General features: G+C 54.1%; 16 protein-coding genes. 13 read left to right on the top strand and 3 right to left on the bottom strand.

Annotated features, from left to right (window positions below):
• Nucleotides 1-53: 53 nt before the first annotated feature.
• Nucleotides 54-557: a non-heme ferritin-like protein gene (locus USG84_RS07720; protein ID WP_061097842.1), complete on the bottom strand. Its 504-nt coding sequence runs from the start codon at nt 555-557 to the stop codon at nt 54-56.
• A 788-nt stretch (nt 558-1,345) separates the two neighbouring features.
• On the opposite strand from USG84_RS07720, the gene araF reads away from it, so the two are divergent.
• From araF to otsA, 5 genes are all read left to right on the top strand, one after another.
• The gene (araF, locus tag USG84_RS07715; protein WP_008500409.1) at nt 1,346-2,335 is read left to right on the top strand and encodes an arabinose ABC transporter substrate-binding protein AraF; all 990 of its coding nucleotides are present in this window, start codon (nt 1,346-1,348) and stop codon (nt 2,333-2,335) included.
• Nucleotides 2,336-2,406: 71 nt separating this feature from the next.
• Nucleotides 2,407-3,921, top strand: a complete 1,515-nt coding sequence (gene araG / locus USG84_RS07710; RefSeq protein ID WP_266178841.1) for an L-arabinose ABC transporter ATP-binding protein AraG — start codon at nt 2,407-2,409, stop codon at nt 3,919-3,921.
• Nucleotides 3,922-3,935: 14 nt separating this feature from the next.
• A complete protein-coding gene (gene araH, locus USG84_RS07705; protein ID WP_032644894.1) occupies nt 3,936-4,916 on the top strand; it encodes an arabinose ABC transporter permease AraH in 981 nt (326 codons plus the stop codon).
• 176 nt (nt 4,917-5,092) lie between these two features.
• Nucleotides 5,093-5,896: a trehalose-phosphatase gene (otsB, locus tag USG84_RS07700; RefSeq protein ID WP_320738227.1), complete on the top strand. Its 804-nt coding sequence runs from the start codon at nt 5,093-5,095 to the stop codon at nt 5,894-5,896.
• A complete protein-coding gene (gene otsA, locus USG84_RS07695) occupies nt 5,871-7,295 on the top strand; it encodes an alpha,alpha-trehalose-phosphate synthase (RefSeq protein ID WP_320738226.1) in 1,425 nt (474 codons plus the stop codon). The genes otsB and otsA overlap by 26 nt, the downstream gene beginning before the upstream one ends.
• Nucleotides 7,296-7,310: 15 nt before the next feature.
• Here otsA and uspC read toward each other — a convergent pair whose 3' ends face one another.
• A complete protein-coding gene (gene uspC / locus USG84_RS07690) occupies nt 7,311-7,739 on the bottom strand; it encodes a universal stress protein UspC (RefSeq protein WP_320738225.1) in 429 nt (142 codons plus the stop codon).
• A 796-nt stretch (nt 7,740-8,535) separates the two neighbouring features.
• Between uspC and flhD the strand changes: the two genes are divergently transcribed.
• The 6 genes from flhD (at nt 8,536) to cheW (ending at nt 13,968) form a co-directional block, all read left to right on the top strand.
• Nucleotides 8,536-8,886, top strand: coding sequence for a flagellar transcriptional regulator FlhD (flhD, locus tag USG84_RS07685; RefSeq protein ID WP_028013654.1), 351 nt, complete (start codon nt 8,536-8,538; stop codon nt 8,884-8,886).
• Nucleotides 8,887-8,888: 2 nt separating this feature from the next.
• The gene (gene flhC, locus USG84_RS07680; protein WP_013096051.1) at nt 8,889-9,467 is read left to right on the top strand and encodes a flagellar transcriptional regulator FlhC; all 579 of its coding nucleotides are present in this window, start codon (nt 8,889-8,891) and stop codon (nt 9,465-9,467) included.
• A gap of 123 nt (nt 9,468-9,590) precedes the next feature.
• Nucleotides 9,591-10,478: a flagellar motor stator protein MotA gene (gene motA / locus USG84_RS07675; protein WP_008500417.1), complete on the top strand. Its 888-nt coding sequence runs from the start codon at nt 9,591-9,593 to the stop codon at nt 10,476-10,478.
• Nucleotides 10,475-11,404, top strand: a complete 930-nt coding sequence (gene motB, locus USG84_RS07670; protein WP_061097847.1) for a flagellar motor protein MotB — start codon at nt 10,475-10,477, stop codon at nt 11,402-11,404. The genes motA and motB overlap by 4 nt, the downstream gene beginning before the upstream one ends.
• A 4-nt stretch (nt 11,405-11,408) precedes the next feature.
• A complete protein-coding gene (gene cheA / locus USG84_RS07665) occupies nt 11,409-13,445 on the top strand; it encodes a chemotaxis protein CheA (protein WP_320738224.1) in 2,037 nt (678 codons plus the stop codon).
• Between the two features lie 19 nt (nt 13,446-13,464).
• Nucleotides 13,465-13,968 carry a chemotaxis protein CheW gene (gene cheW / locus USG84_RS07660; protein WP_014884351.1) on the top strand — a complete coding sequence of 168 codons (504 nt, stop codon included), beginning with the start codon at nt 13,465-13,467 and terminating at the stop codon, nt 13,966-13,968.
• Nucleotides 13,969-14,071: 103 nt separating this feature from the next.
• Here the strand turns inward: cheW and USG84_RS07655 are convergent, their stop codons facing one another.
• Nucleotides 14,072-15,343: a dicarboxylate/amino acid:cation symporter gene (locus tag USG84_RS07655; RefSeq protein WP_151412581.1), complete on the bottom strand. Its 1,272-nt coding sequence runs from the start codon at nt 15,341-15,343 to the stop codon at nt 14,072-14,074.
• A 429-nt stretch (nt 15,344-15,772) separates the two neighbouring features.
• On the opposite strand from USG84_RS07655, the gene USG84_RS07650 reads away from it, so the two are divergent.
• Both USG84_RS07650 and USG84_RS07645 read left to right on the top strand, forming a co-directional pair.
• Entirely contained in the window at nt 15,773-16,345 is a 573-nt protein-coding gene (locus USG84_RS07650) for a spore coat U domain-containing protein (protein ID WP_061097849.1), read from the top strand.
• Between the two features lie 12 nt (nt 16,346-16,357).
• Nucleotides 16,358-16,906 carry a spore coat U domain-containing protein gene (locus tag USG84_RS07645; protein WP_061097850.1) on the top strand — a complete coding sequence of 183 codons (549 nt, stop codon included), beginning with the start codon at nt 16,358-16,360 and terminating at the stop codon, nt 16,904-16,906.
• Nucleotides 16,907-16,912: the final 6 nt, after the last annotated feature.

Raw genomic sequence — 16,912 nt, 5'->3', positions numbered from 1 at the left:
GAGGTAGAAAGGAACCTGCCCCCCTGAACCAGGGCAAGGGCAGGTTTAAACGCTTAGTGGTGCTGCACCGTCACAAGATCGAGCAGGTGGCGGTCGGCTTGCTCCGGGCATAAACCGGCCTGTCGCGCATTGTGGATCTCATCCGCCAGCGTTTTCAGCAGCACGCCGTCCTGCTGCTGTTCTTTATCCATGTCGCGTAAAAATTTAAGGGTGATGACGTCATGCTGTGCTCGGGCTTCATCGGCCAGCTTGTTGAGCGTCGTGCAGCGCTGCTCATGCTCTTCCAGCGTTTTCTGAAACAGTTCTTCCAGAGAAGAGTAATTTTCGTTGATCCCATCGAGGGCTTTAACAACCGGGTTAGCCCCCGCGGCCTTCAGGAAGTTAAAGACGCGCATCATATGGGTGACGTTGCTTTGTGCCTGTGAACGAAAGAACGTGGCAGAGCCCGTGAGGCTTTTTTCGGAACACCATGCACTTAAGTGAAGGTGCAGGTTCGAGGCGTAGAACTCAAGGTTCATCTGCGCGTTAAGTTTTTGCATCATCGTTTGGGTAGCCATACTCATATCCTTATAGACTGTGGGACGCGATGTCCGCTGCTTAACCTGACAGCCAGGCAAATACGAAGAAAAACAGAATTGCAATTTTTGCAGTGACTAAAGTCGATCGAAAATTCACTTCCTGTGTTCGATATAAATAAGCATACCTTTGTCTCTGGATTAAGAAAACTCTTAATTAGGCTGTGTTTACCATACATTACAAACTTTAATATAGTACAAAAATACAAATATATAGCCATCAAGTGGAATTTTATTAAAACGTTGATATTAAAGGATAAATGTCTTTCCTGGTGTGCTGGTTTCCTTTCGTGAACATTTAGCCTGAATAATGCTCTGTGAGAAAAATAAAAACAGATTATTCCTTTCAAATATATGATGCGTTGCTAAATTTGCGCCAAATCAATTTTAACGGAATAACCCTTTTTCATGACTCTTTTGTTTTTTTGATGAAAAGCATGAATCCCGTTCAGGGGGTAACCGCAGCGCCATCTGCCGTAAGGGTATCAGGGATTTCTTAGCTAATCTTATGGATAATTCTGCTCAGCCTGCTTTCATTTGTCTGACAATTCCGGCCTTTTTTATGTCATTTTTCGCTGAATTTATGTACGCAATTACTGTAATTCTGCGGTGTGATGCGGCTCTCTTATGGATGATTAATTTCCCGCTAAAACTATCACCAGCAATAACGCTTATGACGAGGTAAGCGCTAATGCCTTGTTTTAAGTCCGATTAAATAAGAAGCACGCAAATCTTCCCTACAGAAAAGAATGCTAAAGCTGGAGTTTACCATGCACAAATTTACTAAAGCGCTGGCGGCCATCGGTCTGGCTGCCGTTATGTCACAATCCGCTATCGCTGAGAATTTAAAACTCGGTTTTTTGGTAAAACAGCCGGAAGAACCCTGGTTCCAGACCGAGTGGAAATTCGCTGATAAAGCCGGAAAAGATTTAGGTTTTGAGGTGATTAAAATCGCCGTGCCGGACGGTGAGAAAACGCTGAACGCCATCGACAGCCTGGCGGCCAGCGGCGCGAAAGGCTTTGTTATTTGTACTCCGGACCCAAAACTCGGGTCAGCAATTGCGGCGAAAGCCCGCGGTTACGACATGAAGGTTATTGCGGTTGACGATCAGTTCGTTAACGCCAAAGGCAAACCGATGGACAGCGTACCGCTGGTCATGATGGCGGCGACCAAAATCGGTGAACGTCAGGGGCAGGAGCTTTATAAAGAGATGCAGAAACGCGGCTGGGATGTGAAAGAGACCGCCGTCATGGCCATCACCGCGGACGAGCTGGACACGGCGCGTCGTCGTACGACCGGTTCAATGGACGCGCTGAAAGCGGCCGGCTTCCCGGAAAAACAGATCTATAAAGTGCCAACCAAATCTAACGATATCCCGGGCGCTTTCGACGCTGCGAACTCAATGCTGGTCCAGCATCCGGAGGTCAAACACTGGCTGGTGGTCGGCATGAACGACAACACCGTGCTGGGCGGCGTGCGCGCAACGGAAGGTCAGGGCTTCAAGGCGCCTGACGTGATCGGCATCGGCATCAACGGCGTGGATGCGGTGAGCGAGCTGTCCAAGGCGCAGGCCACCGGCTTCTACGGCTCTCTGCTGCCAAGCCCGGACGTTCACGGCTACAAATCCAGCGAAATGCTCTACAACTGGGTAACCAAAGGGGCTGAACCGCCGAAATTTACCGAAGTGACCGACGTGGTGCTGATTACCCGCGACAACTTCAAAGAGGAACTGGCGAAAAAAGGACTGGGCGGTAAGTAATACGCTGTGATTGTGCCCCTTACTCGCCGTAAGGGGCCAGACGTACACACTACAGGAATCACGGAGTCGTTATGCAACAGTCTAATCCGTATCTCTCTTTTCGCGGCATCGGGAAAACGTTCCCCGGTGTTAACGCGCTGACCGATATCAGCTTCGACTGCTATGCCGGCCAGGTTCATGCCCTGATGGGGGAAAACGGAGCGGGGAAATCCACGCTGTTAAAAATCCTCAGCGGCAACTACGCGCCAACAACCGGCACGCTGGCCATTCGCGGTGAAGAGGTGGCCTTTGCCGATACCACGGCGGCGCTCAACGCCGGTGTCGCTATTATCTATCAGGAACTGCACCTCATCCCTGAGATGACCGTGGCCGAAAACATCTATTTAGGGCAGCTTCCGCACAAAAGCGGCGTGGTGAATCGTTCGCTACTTAATTATGAAGCGGGGCTGCAGCTTAAGCATCTGGGTCTGGACGTCGATCCCCAGACGCCGCTGAAATACCTCTCCATCGGCCAGTGGCAGATGGTTGAAATTGCCAAGGCGCTGGCGCGTAACGCCAGAGTTATTGCCTTTGATGAACCCACCAGTTCGCTCTCCGCGCGTGAAATCGAAAACCTGTTCCGCGTGATCCGCGAGCTGCGTCAGGAAGGCCGCACCATTTTGTACGTCTCGCACCGCATGGAGGAGATTTTTGCCCTGAGCGATGCCATCACCGTCTTTAAAGATGGGCGCTATGTGCGCACCTTCACCGATATGCAGCAGGTTAACCATGACCAGCTTGTTCAGGCGATGGTCGGGCGCGATCTGGGCGATATCTATCACTGGAAACCGCGCGAGTACGGCCCCGAGCGCCTGCGTCTGGACAACGTTAAAGCGCCGGGCGTGCGAACGCCGGTTTCGCTATCCGTACGCAGCGGTGAGATCGTCGGGCTGTTTGGTCTGGTGGGGGCGGGGCGCAGCGAGCTGATGAAAGGGCTGTTCGGCGGTACCCGCATTACCGCAGGGCAGGTCTCTATTGACGGCGAGCAGGTGGATATCCGGAAACCTGCCCATGCGATCGGGGCCGGGATGATGCTCTGCCCGGAAGACCGCAAGGCGGAGGGGATCATTCCGGTGCATTCGGTGCGCGACAACATCAACATTTCTGCCCGCCGTAAGTTTATTCGCGCGGGGTGCCTGATTAACGACGGCTGGGAGTCGAGCAACGCCGACCATCATATTCGCTCGCTGAATATCAAAACGCCGGGACCGGAACAGCTGATTATGAATCTGTCAGGCGGGAACCAGCAGAAAGCCATTTTAGGCCGCTGGCTGTCGGAGGATATGAAGGTCATTTTGCTGGACGAGCCGACGCGCGGTATCGATGTGGGCGCAAAACACGAGATTTACAACGTGATCTATGAACTGGCAAAACGCGGCGTGGCGGTGCTGTTCGCCTCCAGCGATCTGCCTGAGGTGCTTGGCGTTGCCGACCGCATTGTAGTGATGCGCGAAGGCGAAATCGCCGGTGAATTACTTCATGAACAGGCGAATGAACAACAGGCGTTGAACCTCGCCATGCCTAAAGTCAGCCAGGCAGTCGCCTGAGTAAGGAGTTAATGATGTCCTCTGTTACTACATCCGGAGCGCCGAAGTCGGCTTTCAGCTTTGGCCGTATCTGGGATCAGTACGGCATGCTGGTGGTCTTTGCCGCACTCTTCATCGCCTGTGCGATCTTCGTGCCTAACTTTGCCACCTTCATTAATATGAAAGGGCTGGGGCTGGCTATTTCCATGTCCGGCATGGTGGCCTGCGGCATGCTCTTCTGTCTGGCCTCCGGTGATTTCGACCTGTCGGTGGCCTCGGTTATCGCCTGCGCGGGCGTCACCACGGCGGTGGTGATCAACATGACGGAAAGCCTGTGGATTGGCGTTTTTGCCGGTCTGTTGCTCGGCGTGATCAGCGGTCTGGTGAACGGTTTTGTTATCGCGCGCCTGAAGATTAACGCCCTGATTACCACGCTTGCGACGATGCAGATAGTCCGCGGTCTGGCCTATATCATCTCCGACGGTAAAGCGGTGGGGATTGAAGACGAGCGCTTCTTTACGCTGGGCTACGCCAACTGGCTGGGCCTGCCGGCGCCTATCTGGCTCACCGTGGCCTGCCTGATCCTGTTCGGCTTCCTGCTGAACCGCACCACCTTTGGCCGTAACACGCTGGCGATCGGCGGTAATGAAGAAGCTGCGCGGCTGGCAGGGGTGCCGGTCGTACGCACCAAGATTATTATCTTCGTGCTCTCCGGGCTGGTCTCCGCCGCTGCCGGGATTATTCTGGCCTCGCGTATGACCAGCGGACAGCCGATGACCTCCATCGGTTATGAGCTGATCGTCATTTCAGCCTGCGTTTTAGGGGGCGTTTCCCTCAAGGGCGGCATCGGAAAAATCTCATATGTGGTGGCGGGCATCTTGATTTTGGGCACGGTGGAGAACGCCATGAACCTGCTGAATATTTCGCCGTTCTCTCAGTACGTCGTGCGTGGCCTGATCCTGCTGGCAGCCGTGATTTTCGACCGTTACAAGCAAAAAGCGAAGCGTACCGTGTAACCCCAGCGCTGACTTTTTATTGCTCAACTAATAACCATAGTTGACCCCTGAACCGCCTCGCCAGTTTTGCTGGCGGGGCGGTTGTCAAATGGCGAGGCCCATCACACTGTCTATACTTACATGGCTATGAAAGAGGTAAAGGCGTTTACCTCTCGTAAACCGTAAGGAGGATTAGGGTGGCTGACTTGTTAACCGCACCGCCTGTACTGCCCGGAAAATATGCTTTCTTTTTTGACCTCGACGGGACGCTCGCCGGGATCCAGCCGCATCCTGACGACGTGGTCGTACCGGATACGGTGCTAGAGAATTTGCAGCAGCTCTCCAGACTGAACGAGGGCGCATTGGCATTGATTTCAGGGCGCTCAATGGCCGAGCTGGACGTGCTCGCCAGTCCTTACCACTTTCCGCTGGCCGGTGTACACGGAGCGGAGCGCCGCGATATCCATGATCAACTGCATGTTGTATCACTCCCCGATACCTTAATTCAGGCGTTACACGCTGAACTCTCCACGGCGCTGGCGTCGCTTCCGGGCACGGAACTGGAAGCGAAAGGCATGGCGTTCGCCTTGCACTATCGGCAGGCTCCGCACCACGAAGCGGCGATCTTTGCGATTGCCCGCAGCGTGGCCGATGCACATCCGCAGCTCGCGCTGCAGCCGGGGAAGTGCGTTGTTGAGATAAAACCTCAGGGCATTAATAAGGGGGCCGCTATTGCGGCGTTTATGGCGGAAGCGCCATTTAAGGGACGTACACCGGTATTTTTTGGCGATGACCTGACCGATGAGGCCGGGTTTCGCGTGGTGAAACAGGCCGGAGGGATCGCCGTCAAGGTGGGGCCTGGTGACACTGTCGCTGAATGGCGTCTGGCAAATGTCGCCGGCGTCTGGCAGTGGATTTCTGATATCGCTAACCAGCAACAACAACAAATAGCGCAAAACAAAGGGGGAAACCATTATGGGTCGCTTAGTCGTCGTCTCTAACCGAATCGCACCGCCTGATGATAAAAAAGCCAGTGCAGGTGGCCTGGCGGTAGGGGTATTAGGTGCCTTAAAAGCTGCTGGCGGGCTGTGGTTTGGCTGGAGCGGTGAAATCAATGAACAAGATAAACCGCTTAAAAAGGTGACGCGCGGAAACATTACGTGGGCTTCATTTGCGCTTAAAGAGAAAGACTATGACGAGTATTACTCGCAGTTCTCCAATGCCGTCCTGTGGCCTGCGTTTCACTATCGTCTTGACCTGGTGAAATTCCAGCGTGAATCCTTCGAGGGCTACTCGCGGGTGAATGCGATGCTGGCGGATAAACTGCTGCCTTTAATAGAGGAAGACGATATTTTATGGATCCACGATTATCATCTGCTCCCCTTCGCCAGAGAGCTGCGTAAAAGGGGAGTCAATAACCGAATTGGCTTCTTCCTGCACATTCCGTTCCCGACGCCGGAAATTTTCACCGCGCTGCCGCCGCATGAAGAACTGCTGGAGGCGCTGTGTGATTACGATCTGCTGGGCTTCCAGACCGAAAATGACCGTCTCGCGTTCCTGGACTCCGTGTCAGGCAAAACGCGCCTGGCGACCAGCGGCGGCAAAACTCATACGGCGTGGGGGAAAACCTTCCACACTGAGGTCTATCCGATTGGTATTGAACCCGACGAAATTGCGGAACAGGCCTCCGGCCCGCTGCCGCCGAAGCTGGCCCAGCTTAAGAATGAACTCAAGCACGTGAAGAATATCTTCTCGGTAGAGCGTCTGGATTATTCCAAAGGGCTGCCGGAACGCTTCCTGGCGTATGAAACGCTGCTGGATAAATACCCTCAGCACCACGGTAAAATCCGCTATACCCAGATCGCGCCAACGTCGCGCGGGGAAGTGCAGGCCTATCAGGATATTCGCCATCAGCTGGAGACAGAAGCGGGACGCATCAACGGGCGCTACGGCCAGCTGGGCTGGACGCCGCTCTTTTATCTGAATCAGCATTTTGACCGTAAGATCCTGATGAAGGTCTTCCGCTACGCCGACGTGGGGCTGGTTACGCCGCTGCGCGACGGGATGAACCTGGTGGCAAAAGAGTATGTGGCGGCTCAGGACCCGGCGGATCCGGGCGTGCTGGTGCTTTCCCAGTTTGCCGGGGCCGCGAATGAACTGACTTCCGCGCTGCTCGTGAATCCTTACGATCGGGATGACGTGGCTAACGCTCTTAACCGCGCGCTGACCATGCCGCTGACGGAGCGTATTTCCCGCCATGCCGAAATGATGGAGACGATCCGTAAAAACGATATTAATCACTGGCAGGCACGTTTTATTGAGGATCTACGCGAAATAGCCCCGCAAAGTCATGAAGGCGATCTGCAAAAAAAGATCGCGACCTTCCCTAAACTTGCCTGATATTCCTCTGGGGGGTTAAGACCCCCCAAGCGGCACTAACAGCACGTCCACCTGGCTTGAGGCGATAATAGATTTTGCCGCGCAGGTCGCTCGCGATATAAAGCTGTGGTTATGGTTCCCGCAAATCACTAAATCAATATTCTGCTTGCGGCACATATCAAGAATATGGGCATTCAGTTCCCCCGTCGCAATAACGGTTTCATGAACAGGGTAATCTGCTTTTTCGACAAGCTCTCGCAGAAACTGCTGCGTTTCTTCCTGCAATACCTCACGAATATCTTCCAGCATGGGGGCCGCCAGCTGATTGTACATCTCGGGTTCGGCCTCAAGGGTGATGAGGCTGATGCGCGCATTGTGGGGCCTGGCGATCGAAACGGCCCGGGCGATGAGCTGGTGGCTTTCGGGGGAAACGGCAACAGAAACAAGAAGATGGGAGTAACTCATGGCGCACTCCTTAAGATGTCTGACAGACAGCGTTACATCACCATTACCGCGAATTTCCTGGTTCCGCAAGAGTTGAATAAGACATTAGTGTGAAGCTTATCATAATTATTCATTAATTATTCTTATAAGAAGAATAACTAAAAAACGCGCCTAAATGAAAAAAATTAACAACTTAACGTAAGTCACACAATTCTGCCCTTTCGCTATTAAATGGTTTTAACAAGTTATAAACGCATTTCAAATGATTACGTGCAGAAACAATTTTTTTAGTCACCCCGCATAACTATATGTTTTATCGAGGTAATCAAAATGTGTCCCTGAGACACACGCGTTGTAAACGATTGCTGATGCTGCACGTACCGATAAAAGCACGTTGCGTGCCACTTTTGCTCACGCTTCTGCATGAGTATTCGTCGATTAAGAATACAAAACAGTGCTGATTGAGTAAAAAATGAGCAAATTAGAAGTCATACTGATGGATTTATGGGGCCTATTCACTTAAATTATGTGACGCAGATCACATTTTTTTTAAATTTGAGGGTGCCTGCATTGTATGTGGCAAATCTGACGAGTAGAGTTTGCGTCGAATTAGGAAAAATCTTAGTTATTTGTAAGAAACGATAAAACATGTAAGAGATGTAACCGAGTTGCATCCCATACGCGTTTGGATGAATACAAACCTAGATTCAACTATGCATTTAGCCTTTTCTTTTTTATACCGGGTGATTTCCCGGCGACATCACGGGGTGCGGTCTTTCCGCATAAAAATAATAGTTGGTTATTCGGGATGGGAACAATGCATACATCCGAGTTGCTAAAACATATCTATGACATCAATCTGTCATATTTACTGCTCGCGCAGCGTTTAATTAGTCAGGACAAAGCGTCCGCGATGTTTCGTCTGGGTATTAACGAAGAAATGGCAACCATGCTGGGCGGATTAACCCTCCCGCAGATGGTAAAACTGGCGGAAACGAATCAACTGGTGTGCCAGTTCCGTTTTGATAATCCGCAGACGATAACGCGTCTGACGCAGGAATCCCGCGTTGACGATCTGCAACAGATCCATACCGGTATCCTGCTCTCCACTCGCTTGCTTAGCGACATCAGCCAGCCTGATGACGCAGCCCGTAAGAAAAGGGCCTAGCAATGAGCGAAAAAAGCATTGTTCAGGAAGCGCGTGACATACAGCTGGCCATGGAGCTGATTACGCTGGGTGCTCGTTTACAAATGCTGGAAAGCGAGACTCAGCTGAGCCGTGGTCGCCTCATCAAACTGTATAAAGAGTTACGCGGTAGTCCCCCGCCGAAAGGCATGCTGCCGTTTTCTACGGACTGGTTTATGACCTGGGAGCAGAACATCCACGCTTCCATGTTCTGTAATGCCTGGCAGTATCTTCTCAAAACCGGTTTGTGCAGCGGCGTAGACGCCGTGATCAAAGCGTACAAACTTTACCTTGAACAATGCCCACAGCAGGAAGAAGGCCCTCTGCTGGCGCTGACCCGCGCATGGACGCTGGTGCGTTTTGTTGAGAGCGGAATGCTTGAACTGTCGCGCTGTAATTGCTGCGACGGCAATTTTATTACCCATGCTCATCAGCCTGCAGGCAGCTTCGCCTGTAGTTTATGTCAGCCGCCATCCCGCGCAGTAAAAAGACGTAAACTTTCCCGGGATGCTGCCGATATTATTCCACAACTGCTGGATGAACAGATCGAACAAGCTGTTTAACCCGAACGTGTGGGCAAGATTCCAGCAGCGGTAAGCCATTACCGCTGCTTTTTTTTACCCCGCAAACGGTAAACGCTGCGAGCTGGACGTCCTTGCCATAGTCACTAGCGGAAGGATGATGTCGTGCTTATCTTATTAGGTTACCTGGTAGTTCTCGGTACAGTTTTCGGCGGTTACATGATGACCGGCGGGCACCTTGGAGCACTCTATCAACCGGCTGAACTTATTATCATCGGCGGCGCAGGGGTAGGGGCTTTTATCGTTGGTAACAACGGTAAATCGATCAAGGGCACGTTAAAAGCAATTCCATTGCTGTTCCGTCGCTCGAAATACACCAAAAGCATGTATATGGATCTGCTGGCGCTGCTCTATCGCCTGATGGCGAAGTCGCGTCAGCAGGGGATGTTCTCGCTTGAGCGGGATATTGAAAACCCGAAAGAGAGCGAAATTTTTGCCAGCTATCCGCGCATTCTGGCGGACGCCATGATGCTGGATTTCATCGTCGACTATTTGCGACTCATCATCAGCGGCAATATGAACACCTTCGAAATCGAAGCGCTGATGGACGAAGAGATCGAAACCCACGAAAGCGAATCTGAAGTGCCGGCCAACAGCCTGGCGCTGGTGGGCGACTCCCTTCCGGCGTTTGGTATCGTGGCGGCGGTCATGGGGGTGGTACACGCCCTGGCCTCAGCGGATCGCCCGGCGGCCGAACTGGGCGCACTGATTGCCCATGCGATGGTGGGCACCTTCCTCGGTATTTTGCTGGCTTACGGTTTTATCTCTCCGCTGGCAAGCGTGCTGCGCCAGAAGAGCGCGGAAACCACCAAAATGATGCAGTGCGTGAAGATCACGCTGCTCTCTAACCTCAACGGTTACGCGCCACCGATCGCGGTTGAATTTGGCCGTAAAACGCTTTACTCCAGCGAGCGTCCGTCGTTTATCGAGCTTGAAGAACACGTTCGCGCGGTGAAAAACCCAAACCAACAGACGACAACTGAGGACGCATGAAAAACCAGTCCCATCCGATCGTCATCGTCAAAAAACGCAAGCACAAGGGCGGCGGACACGGTTCCCACGGCTCCTGGAAAATCGCGTACGCCGACTTTATGACCGCAATGATGGCGTTCTTTCTGGTGATGTGGCTGATCTCCATCTCCAGCCCGAAGGAGCTTATCCAGATTGCCGAATATTTCCGTACCCCGCTGGCGACGGCAGTGACCGGTGGGCAGCGTATCTCTAATAGCGAAAGCCCGATTCCTGGCGGCGGCGATGATTACACCCAGCAGAAGGGTGAGGTGAAAAAAGAGCCGAACATCGACGAGCTGAAAAGAAAGATGGAGCAGGCGCGTCTGAAAAAACTGCGTGGCGATCTCGACCAGCTGATTGAAGCGGACCCTAAACTGCGCGCGCTGCGTCCGCACCTGAAAATCGATCTGGTCCAGGAAGGGCTGCGTATTCAGATTATCGACAGCCAGAACCGCCCGATGTTTAAAACCGGGAGTGCGGAAGTTGAGCCCTACATGCGCGATATTCTGCGCGCGATTGCTCCGGTGCTGAACGGCATTCCTAACCGAATCAGCCTGTCGGGCCACACGGATGATTTCCCGTACGCCAGTGGGGAGAAGGGATACAGCAACTGGGAGCTTTCTGCCGATCGTGCCAACGCCTCGCGTCGCGAGCTGGTGGCAGGTGGGCTTGATGATGGCAAGGTACTGCGCGTGGTCGGCATGGCAGCAACCATGCGCGTCTCCGACCGCGGGCCGGATGACGCCATCAACCGTCGTATCAGTCTTTTAGTGCTGAACCAGCAGGCGGAGCAGGCCATCCTGCACGAAAACGCCGAAAGTCAGAATGAGTCACTGGACGATTTAAAACAGCCTGGGGCCGTCCCTGCGGCTGCCGTTCCAACATCGCCACCAGCCAATCCGAGGTGATAGCGTGAGCATGGATATTAGCGATTTTTACCAGACATTCTTTGATGAAGCCGACGAACTGTTGGCGGATATGGAGCAACATTTGCTCGATCTGGTGCCAGAAGCACCGGACTCCGAGCAGCTCAATGCCATCTTCCGTGCGGCGCATTCCATTAAAGGCGGAGCCGGAACGTTTGGATTTACCATCCTGCAGGAAACGACCCATTTAATGGAAAACCTGCTTGATGAAGCACGACGCGGTGAGATGCAGCTCAATACCGACATTATCAACCTGTTTTTGGAAACCAAAGATATTATGCAGGAACAGCTCGACGCCTATAAAAGTTCGGCAGAGCCTGATGCCGCCAGCTTTGAATACATCTGCAATGCGCTGCGCCAGCTCGCCCTGGAAGCAAAAGGTGAGGTCGCTGCAGCCGTTGTCCCTGCGGCAAAACTGAGCGTTGTCGATGCGGTTGCTGCTGAAGAGGGCGCGCCAGCCGCTGCGCAAGCGGGCAAACTGCGCGTTGTGCTGTCACGCCTGAAAGAGAGCGAAGTTAACCTGCTGGAAGAAGAGCTGGGTAACCTGGCAACGTTAAGTAATGTAGTGAAAGGCAAAGACAGCCTCGCGGCGACCCTCGATGACGGTATCAGTCAGGACGATATCGTGGCGGTGCTGTGCTTTGTCATTGAAGCCGACCAGATCGCCTTCGAAACGGAAACCGCAGCGGCAGAAGCGCCAGCTGCGCAAGAAGAGGTGGCCGTCGTCGCGCAGGCTGCGGCACCGGCTGTTGCGCCTGCGGCTCCGGTATTGAAAGCGGTGCCAAAAGAGGCCGCGGCACCTGGCCGTGGTGAAAAACCGGCCGCGCGCTCCAGCGAGTCCACCAGCATTCGCGTGGCCGTTGAGAAGGTTGACCAGCTGATTAACTTGGTGGGTGAACTGGTGATCACCCAGTCCATGCTGGCGCAGCGTTCTAACGAACTGGATCCGGTCACGCACGGCGATCTGATCACCAGCATGGGCCAGCTGCAGCGCAATGCCCGCGACCTGCAGGAGTCGGTGATGTCCATCCGCATGATGCCGATGGAATATGTCTTCAGCCGCTTCCCGCGCCTGGTGCGAGACCTTGCCAGCAAGCTGAATAAGCAGATTGAACTGACCCTGATGGGCAGCTCAACGGAGCTGGATAAGAGCCTGATCGAGCGCATCATCGACCCGTTAACGCACCTGGTGCGTAACAGCCTCGACCACGGTATCGAACTGCCGGAAAATCGCATTGCCGCCGGGAAATCCCCGGTCGGGAATCTGATTCTCTCGGCGGAACATCAGGGCGGGAACATCTGCATTGAAGTGACCGATGACGGCGCGGGCCTTAACCGCGAGCGCATCCTGGCGAAGGCCATTTCACAGGGGATGGCGGTGAATGAAAACATGACCGACGAAGAAGTGGGCATGCTGATCTTCGCGCCGGGCTTCTCGACCGCCGAGCAGGTGACGGACGTTTCCGGGCGCGGCGTCGGCATGGACGTGGTGAAACGTAACATCCAGGAGATGGGCGGCCACGTTGAGATCCAGTCTAAACAGGGCTCCGGCACCACCATTCGTATTCTGCTGCCGCTGACGCTGGCGATCCTCGACGGCATGTCGGTCAAAGTCGCAGACGAAGTCTTTATTCTGCCGCTGAACGCGGTGATGGAATCCCTCCAGCCGCGTGAAGAAGATCTGCATCCGCTGGCGGGCGGCGAGCGCGTGCTTGAGGTGCGCGGCGAGTACCTGCCGCTGGTCGAGCTGTGGAAAGTGTTCGAAGTGGACGGGGCGAAGACCGAGGCCACGCAGGGTATCGTGGTGATCCTGCAAAGCGCGGGCCGCCGCTACGCGCTGCTGGTCGATCAGCTGATTGGTCAGCACCAGGTGGTGGTGAAGAACCTCGAAAGCAACTACCGCAAGGTGCCGGGTATTTCTGCTGCCACCATTCTGGGGGATGGTAGCGTGGCGCTGATCGTCGACGTGTCGGCGCTTCAGGGATTAAATCGTGAACAACGTGTGGCGTACACAGCCGCCTGATTAAGTAGAAGGTAATAACATGACCGGTATGAGTAATGTAACGAAACTGGCGGGCGAGCCATCAGGGCAGGAGTTCCTGGTATTCACTTTGGGCGATGAGGAGTACGGCATCGATATCCTGAAAGTGCAGGAAATTCGTGGTTACGACCAGGTTACCCGCATCGCTAACACGCCAGCGTTTATTAAAGGCGTCACCAACCTGCGCGGCGTGATTGTGCCAATCGTGGATCTGCGCGTGAAGTTCAGCCAGGGCGACGTTGACTACAATGACAACACCGTGGTGATCGTCCTGAACCTGGGACAGCGCGTGGTGGGTATCGTGGTGGATGGCGTATCTGACGTCCTCTCGCTGACGTCTGACCAAATCCGCCCTGCGCCGGAGTTTGCGGTCACGCTGTCGACCGAATACCTGACCGGCCTGGGCGCGCTCGGCGAGCGTATGCTGATTCTGGTGAACATCGAGAAGCTGCTGAACAGCGAAGAGATGGCGCTGCTGGATATCGCGGCGAATCATGTAGCGTAGGTAAATGCAAAACGGCAACCAGGTTGCCGTTTTCGTGTTTGCTCCCTCTCCCCGTGGGAGAGGGCCGGGGTGAGGGCATCAGGCCTCACCCTTTTTCATGCCATTACGCTTCCTGCTTTACCAGCTCAGCTTCAGCTTCAGCTTCCGCTTCCCGCGCGCCTTCATTCTGCGAGAGCATCGCCGTCGCAATCCCGTTCCCCAGCACGTTAATCGCGGAACGGCCCATATCCAGGAAGTGGTCGATCCCCATCAGCAGCAGAATGCCCGCTACCGGAATGTTAAAGCTCGGGATCGTCGCGGCCAGCACCACCAGCGAAGAACGCGGCACGCCCGCAATCCCTTTCGACGCCAGCATCAGGGTCAACATCAGCACCGTTACCTCAGAGAAGCTCAGGTGAATGTTGTACGCCTGAGCGATAAACATCGAGGCGAAAGAGCAGTACACCATCGACCCCACCAGGTTGAAGGAGTAGCCAATCGGCAGGACGAAAGAGGCGATGTTGCGCGAGCAGCCAAAGCGCTCCAGCTGCTCCAGCGTTTTAGGGTAGGCCGCTTCAGAACTGCTGGTGGTGAACGCGACCAGCACCGGATCTTTCAGCATGCTGACCAGGCGAAACACCTCTTTTTTCAGCACCATGTAACCCACGGCCAGCAGCACCATGCAGGTTAGAAGGATGGCAACGTAGTAGCCGCCAATAAAGGAGGCGTAGTTCAACAGGATGCCCAGACCCTGCGTGGCAATGACGGAGGAGATCGCCGCGAAGATGGCCAGCGGCGCAACGTACATCACGTAACCCGTAACCTTCAGCATGATATGGGAAACCACATCCAGCGCGGCCACCAGCGGCGCGTTGAATTTCTGCCCCAGCGACGCGCCGCCGATGCCGAAGAACATCGAGAACACCACAATTTGCAGGATCTCATTGTTCGACATCGCCCCCGCGATGCTGGTGGGAATGGTGTGGGACAGGAACGCCTTCAGCGTCATCCCGCCCACGGCAAGACCGGTATCCACCGCCTCGGTTGGGATCGTCAGGTTCAGGCCGCTTCCCGGACGCTCCAGCGTGACGATAAACAGTCCGACCAGAATGGAGAGCACGGATGAGCTGATAAACCACACCATCGCTTTGCCGCCCACCCGGCCTATGGTGGAGGTCTCTCCCAGCTTCATAATGCCCACGGTCAGCGTGCTGAAGACCAGCGGCGCAATAACCATTTTGATCAGACGGAGGAAAATATCGGTCAGAAGGGTAATATTATCCGACCAGGCTTTGATGGCATCCGCAGATGCGTACTCGTGAATTGCCGCCCCTGAAAGAATACCCGCCAGCATGAATATCACGATGAAGAGTGTGAGTTTGTTTGCACTTGCCACGAAAAAAGACCCTCTATGCGCTTCAGATGTAACCCGCGCCGATACATATAAATTTTTTATTACTGCGCGGGAAAATATTCGGCACATAAATTGACGCAAAGCGTAGGGGGATACAACTCCTTTTTAATTTTTATTAATTTTGTTGTTAATGCCCGAACGATATATTGTGATCCTTATCACATTTTGATGGATATATCCTCAGTCAACGTGCAGGAATATTCCTTTTTTTTGTTTTAACCCATTGTTTTATATCTACAAACAAAGTTATCAGGACATGGGTTTTGCCTGCCATGCGCCGGGTGGTCGAAGCGATATCCGTAAACTAAATTCTCAATAACCCCCTCTGAGGAACGTTAAGCGGGGCTAACATCTTGAACGTTAAAAATAAAATGTCGCAAGGGAACGGAGACGTCTTCTGGAGGGTGGTAAATGAAAAGAAAACTCCTTTTGATCTGCGCAGGCACGTTGCTGACTGCGACAACAGCCCATCATGCGCTGGCCGTCACCAGCAACGGCACCATTGGCGCCACGCTGACGCTGACAAACGGTTGTCTGATTAACGGATCGCCCGCGCAAAGCGGCATTAACTTCGGGATACTCGATTTCGGTACCCATCCCGCAACGTTTTCCACCCTGACCACGCAGCTAACCGGCGCCAGCGGCGGAAATACCTTCACCATTCAATGCACGACCGCCAGCTATTCGGTGGCGATCACCGGCAACACCAACTCCACGGCACCTGGCACCGTTGTCGGCTCGCCGGGAACGCCCGCGCGCTATCTGGTAAACACGGCCAATACGGCGCAGGGCGTGGCTTATAGCCTGTACAGCGACAGTGGCTTCAACACCCTGATTGCCAATAACGCCGCGTTGCCTATCGCGTCCACGGCGGGGGGCGTTGACAGTTACACCCTTTACGGACGTATTACCGGCGGCGGTAACAGCGTAACGGTGGTACCAGGCACCTATACCGACACGATTAACGTCAGCGTAACCTATTAGATCTGCACTGCCATGAAGGCACCTTTTATAGGTCTGCGCAAAAGCGCAGAGGGACACGTGCAGCCTTTTTTCGCGCTGATCGTCGGGCTGCTGCTGCTCCCCACGGCGGGGGCGGTGACGTCGCAATCCTTTAAGGTCAGCGCGACCATTGTACCGGGGTGCGCAGTGGCTACCGGCAGCGGGGGGCTTCTCGGTACGCTGGATTTTGGCACCCATAACGGCGTGGCAAGCGCGCCGGTAAGCACCAGCTTTGTGCCGAACGGGGCCTTGTCCATCGCCTGCACGCCGGGCGTGGCGCTGAGTATGAGTATTAACGGCGGTCAGAATTATTCATCCGTTCGCCGAATGAAGCGCGCGAACGGGACGGAAATGGTCCCTTACCGGCTGTACAGCAGCAGTTCGCTGGCCGCGAACAGCGAAATCGGCGTTAACCAGGCGATACCGGTGACCTATACCAACAGCAATAACATCGCGCTGCCGCTATTTGGCGTGGCGCTATTGACCGGGTTTAGCCCGGCAGGAACCTATTCCGATCAGCTCACCGTGACCTTGTCATGGTAATAAAGG

The sequence above is a fragment of the Enterobacter sp. 168J2 genome (genome assembly GCF_034107265.1).
In the GTDB taxonomy this organism is placed as follows: domain Bacteria; phylum Pseudomonadota; class Gammaproteobacteria; order Enterobacterales; family Enterobacteriaceae; genus Enterobacter; species Enterobacter nematophilus.
The sequence above is the reverse complement of the archived record's forward strand: the minus strand, read 5'-3'. Positions and strand labels throughout refer to the sequence as shown.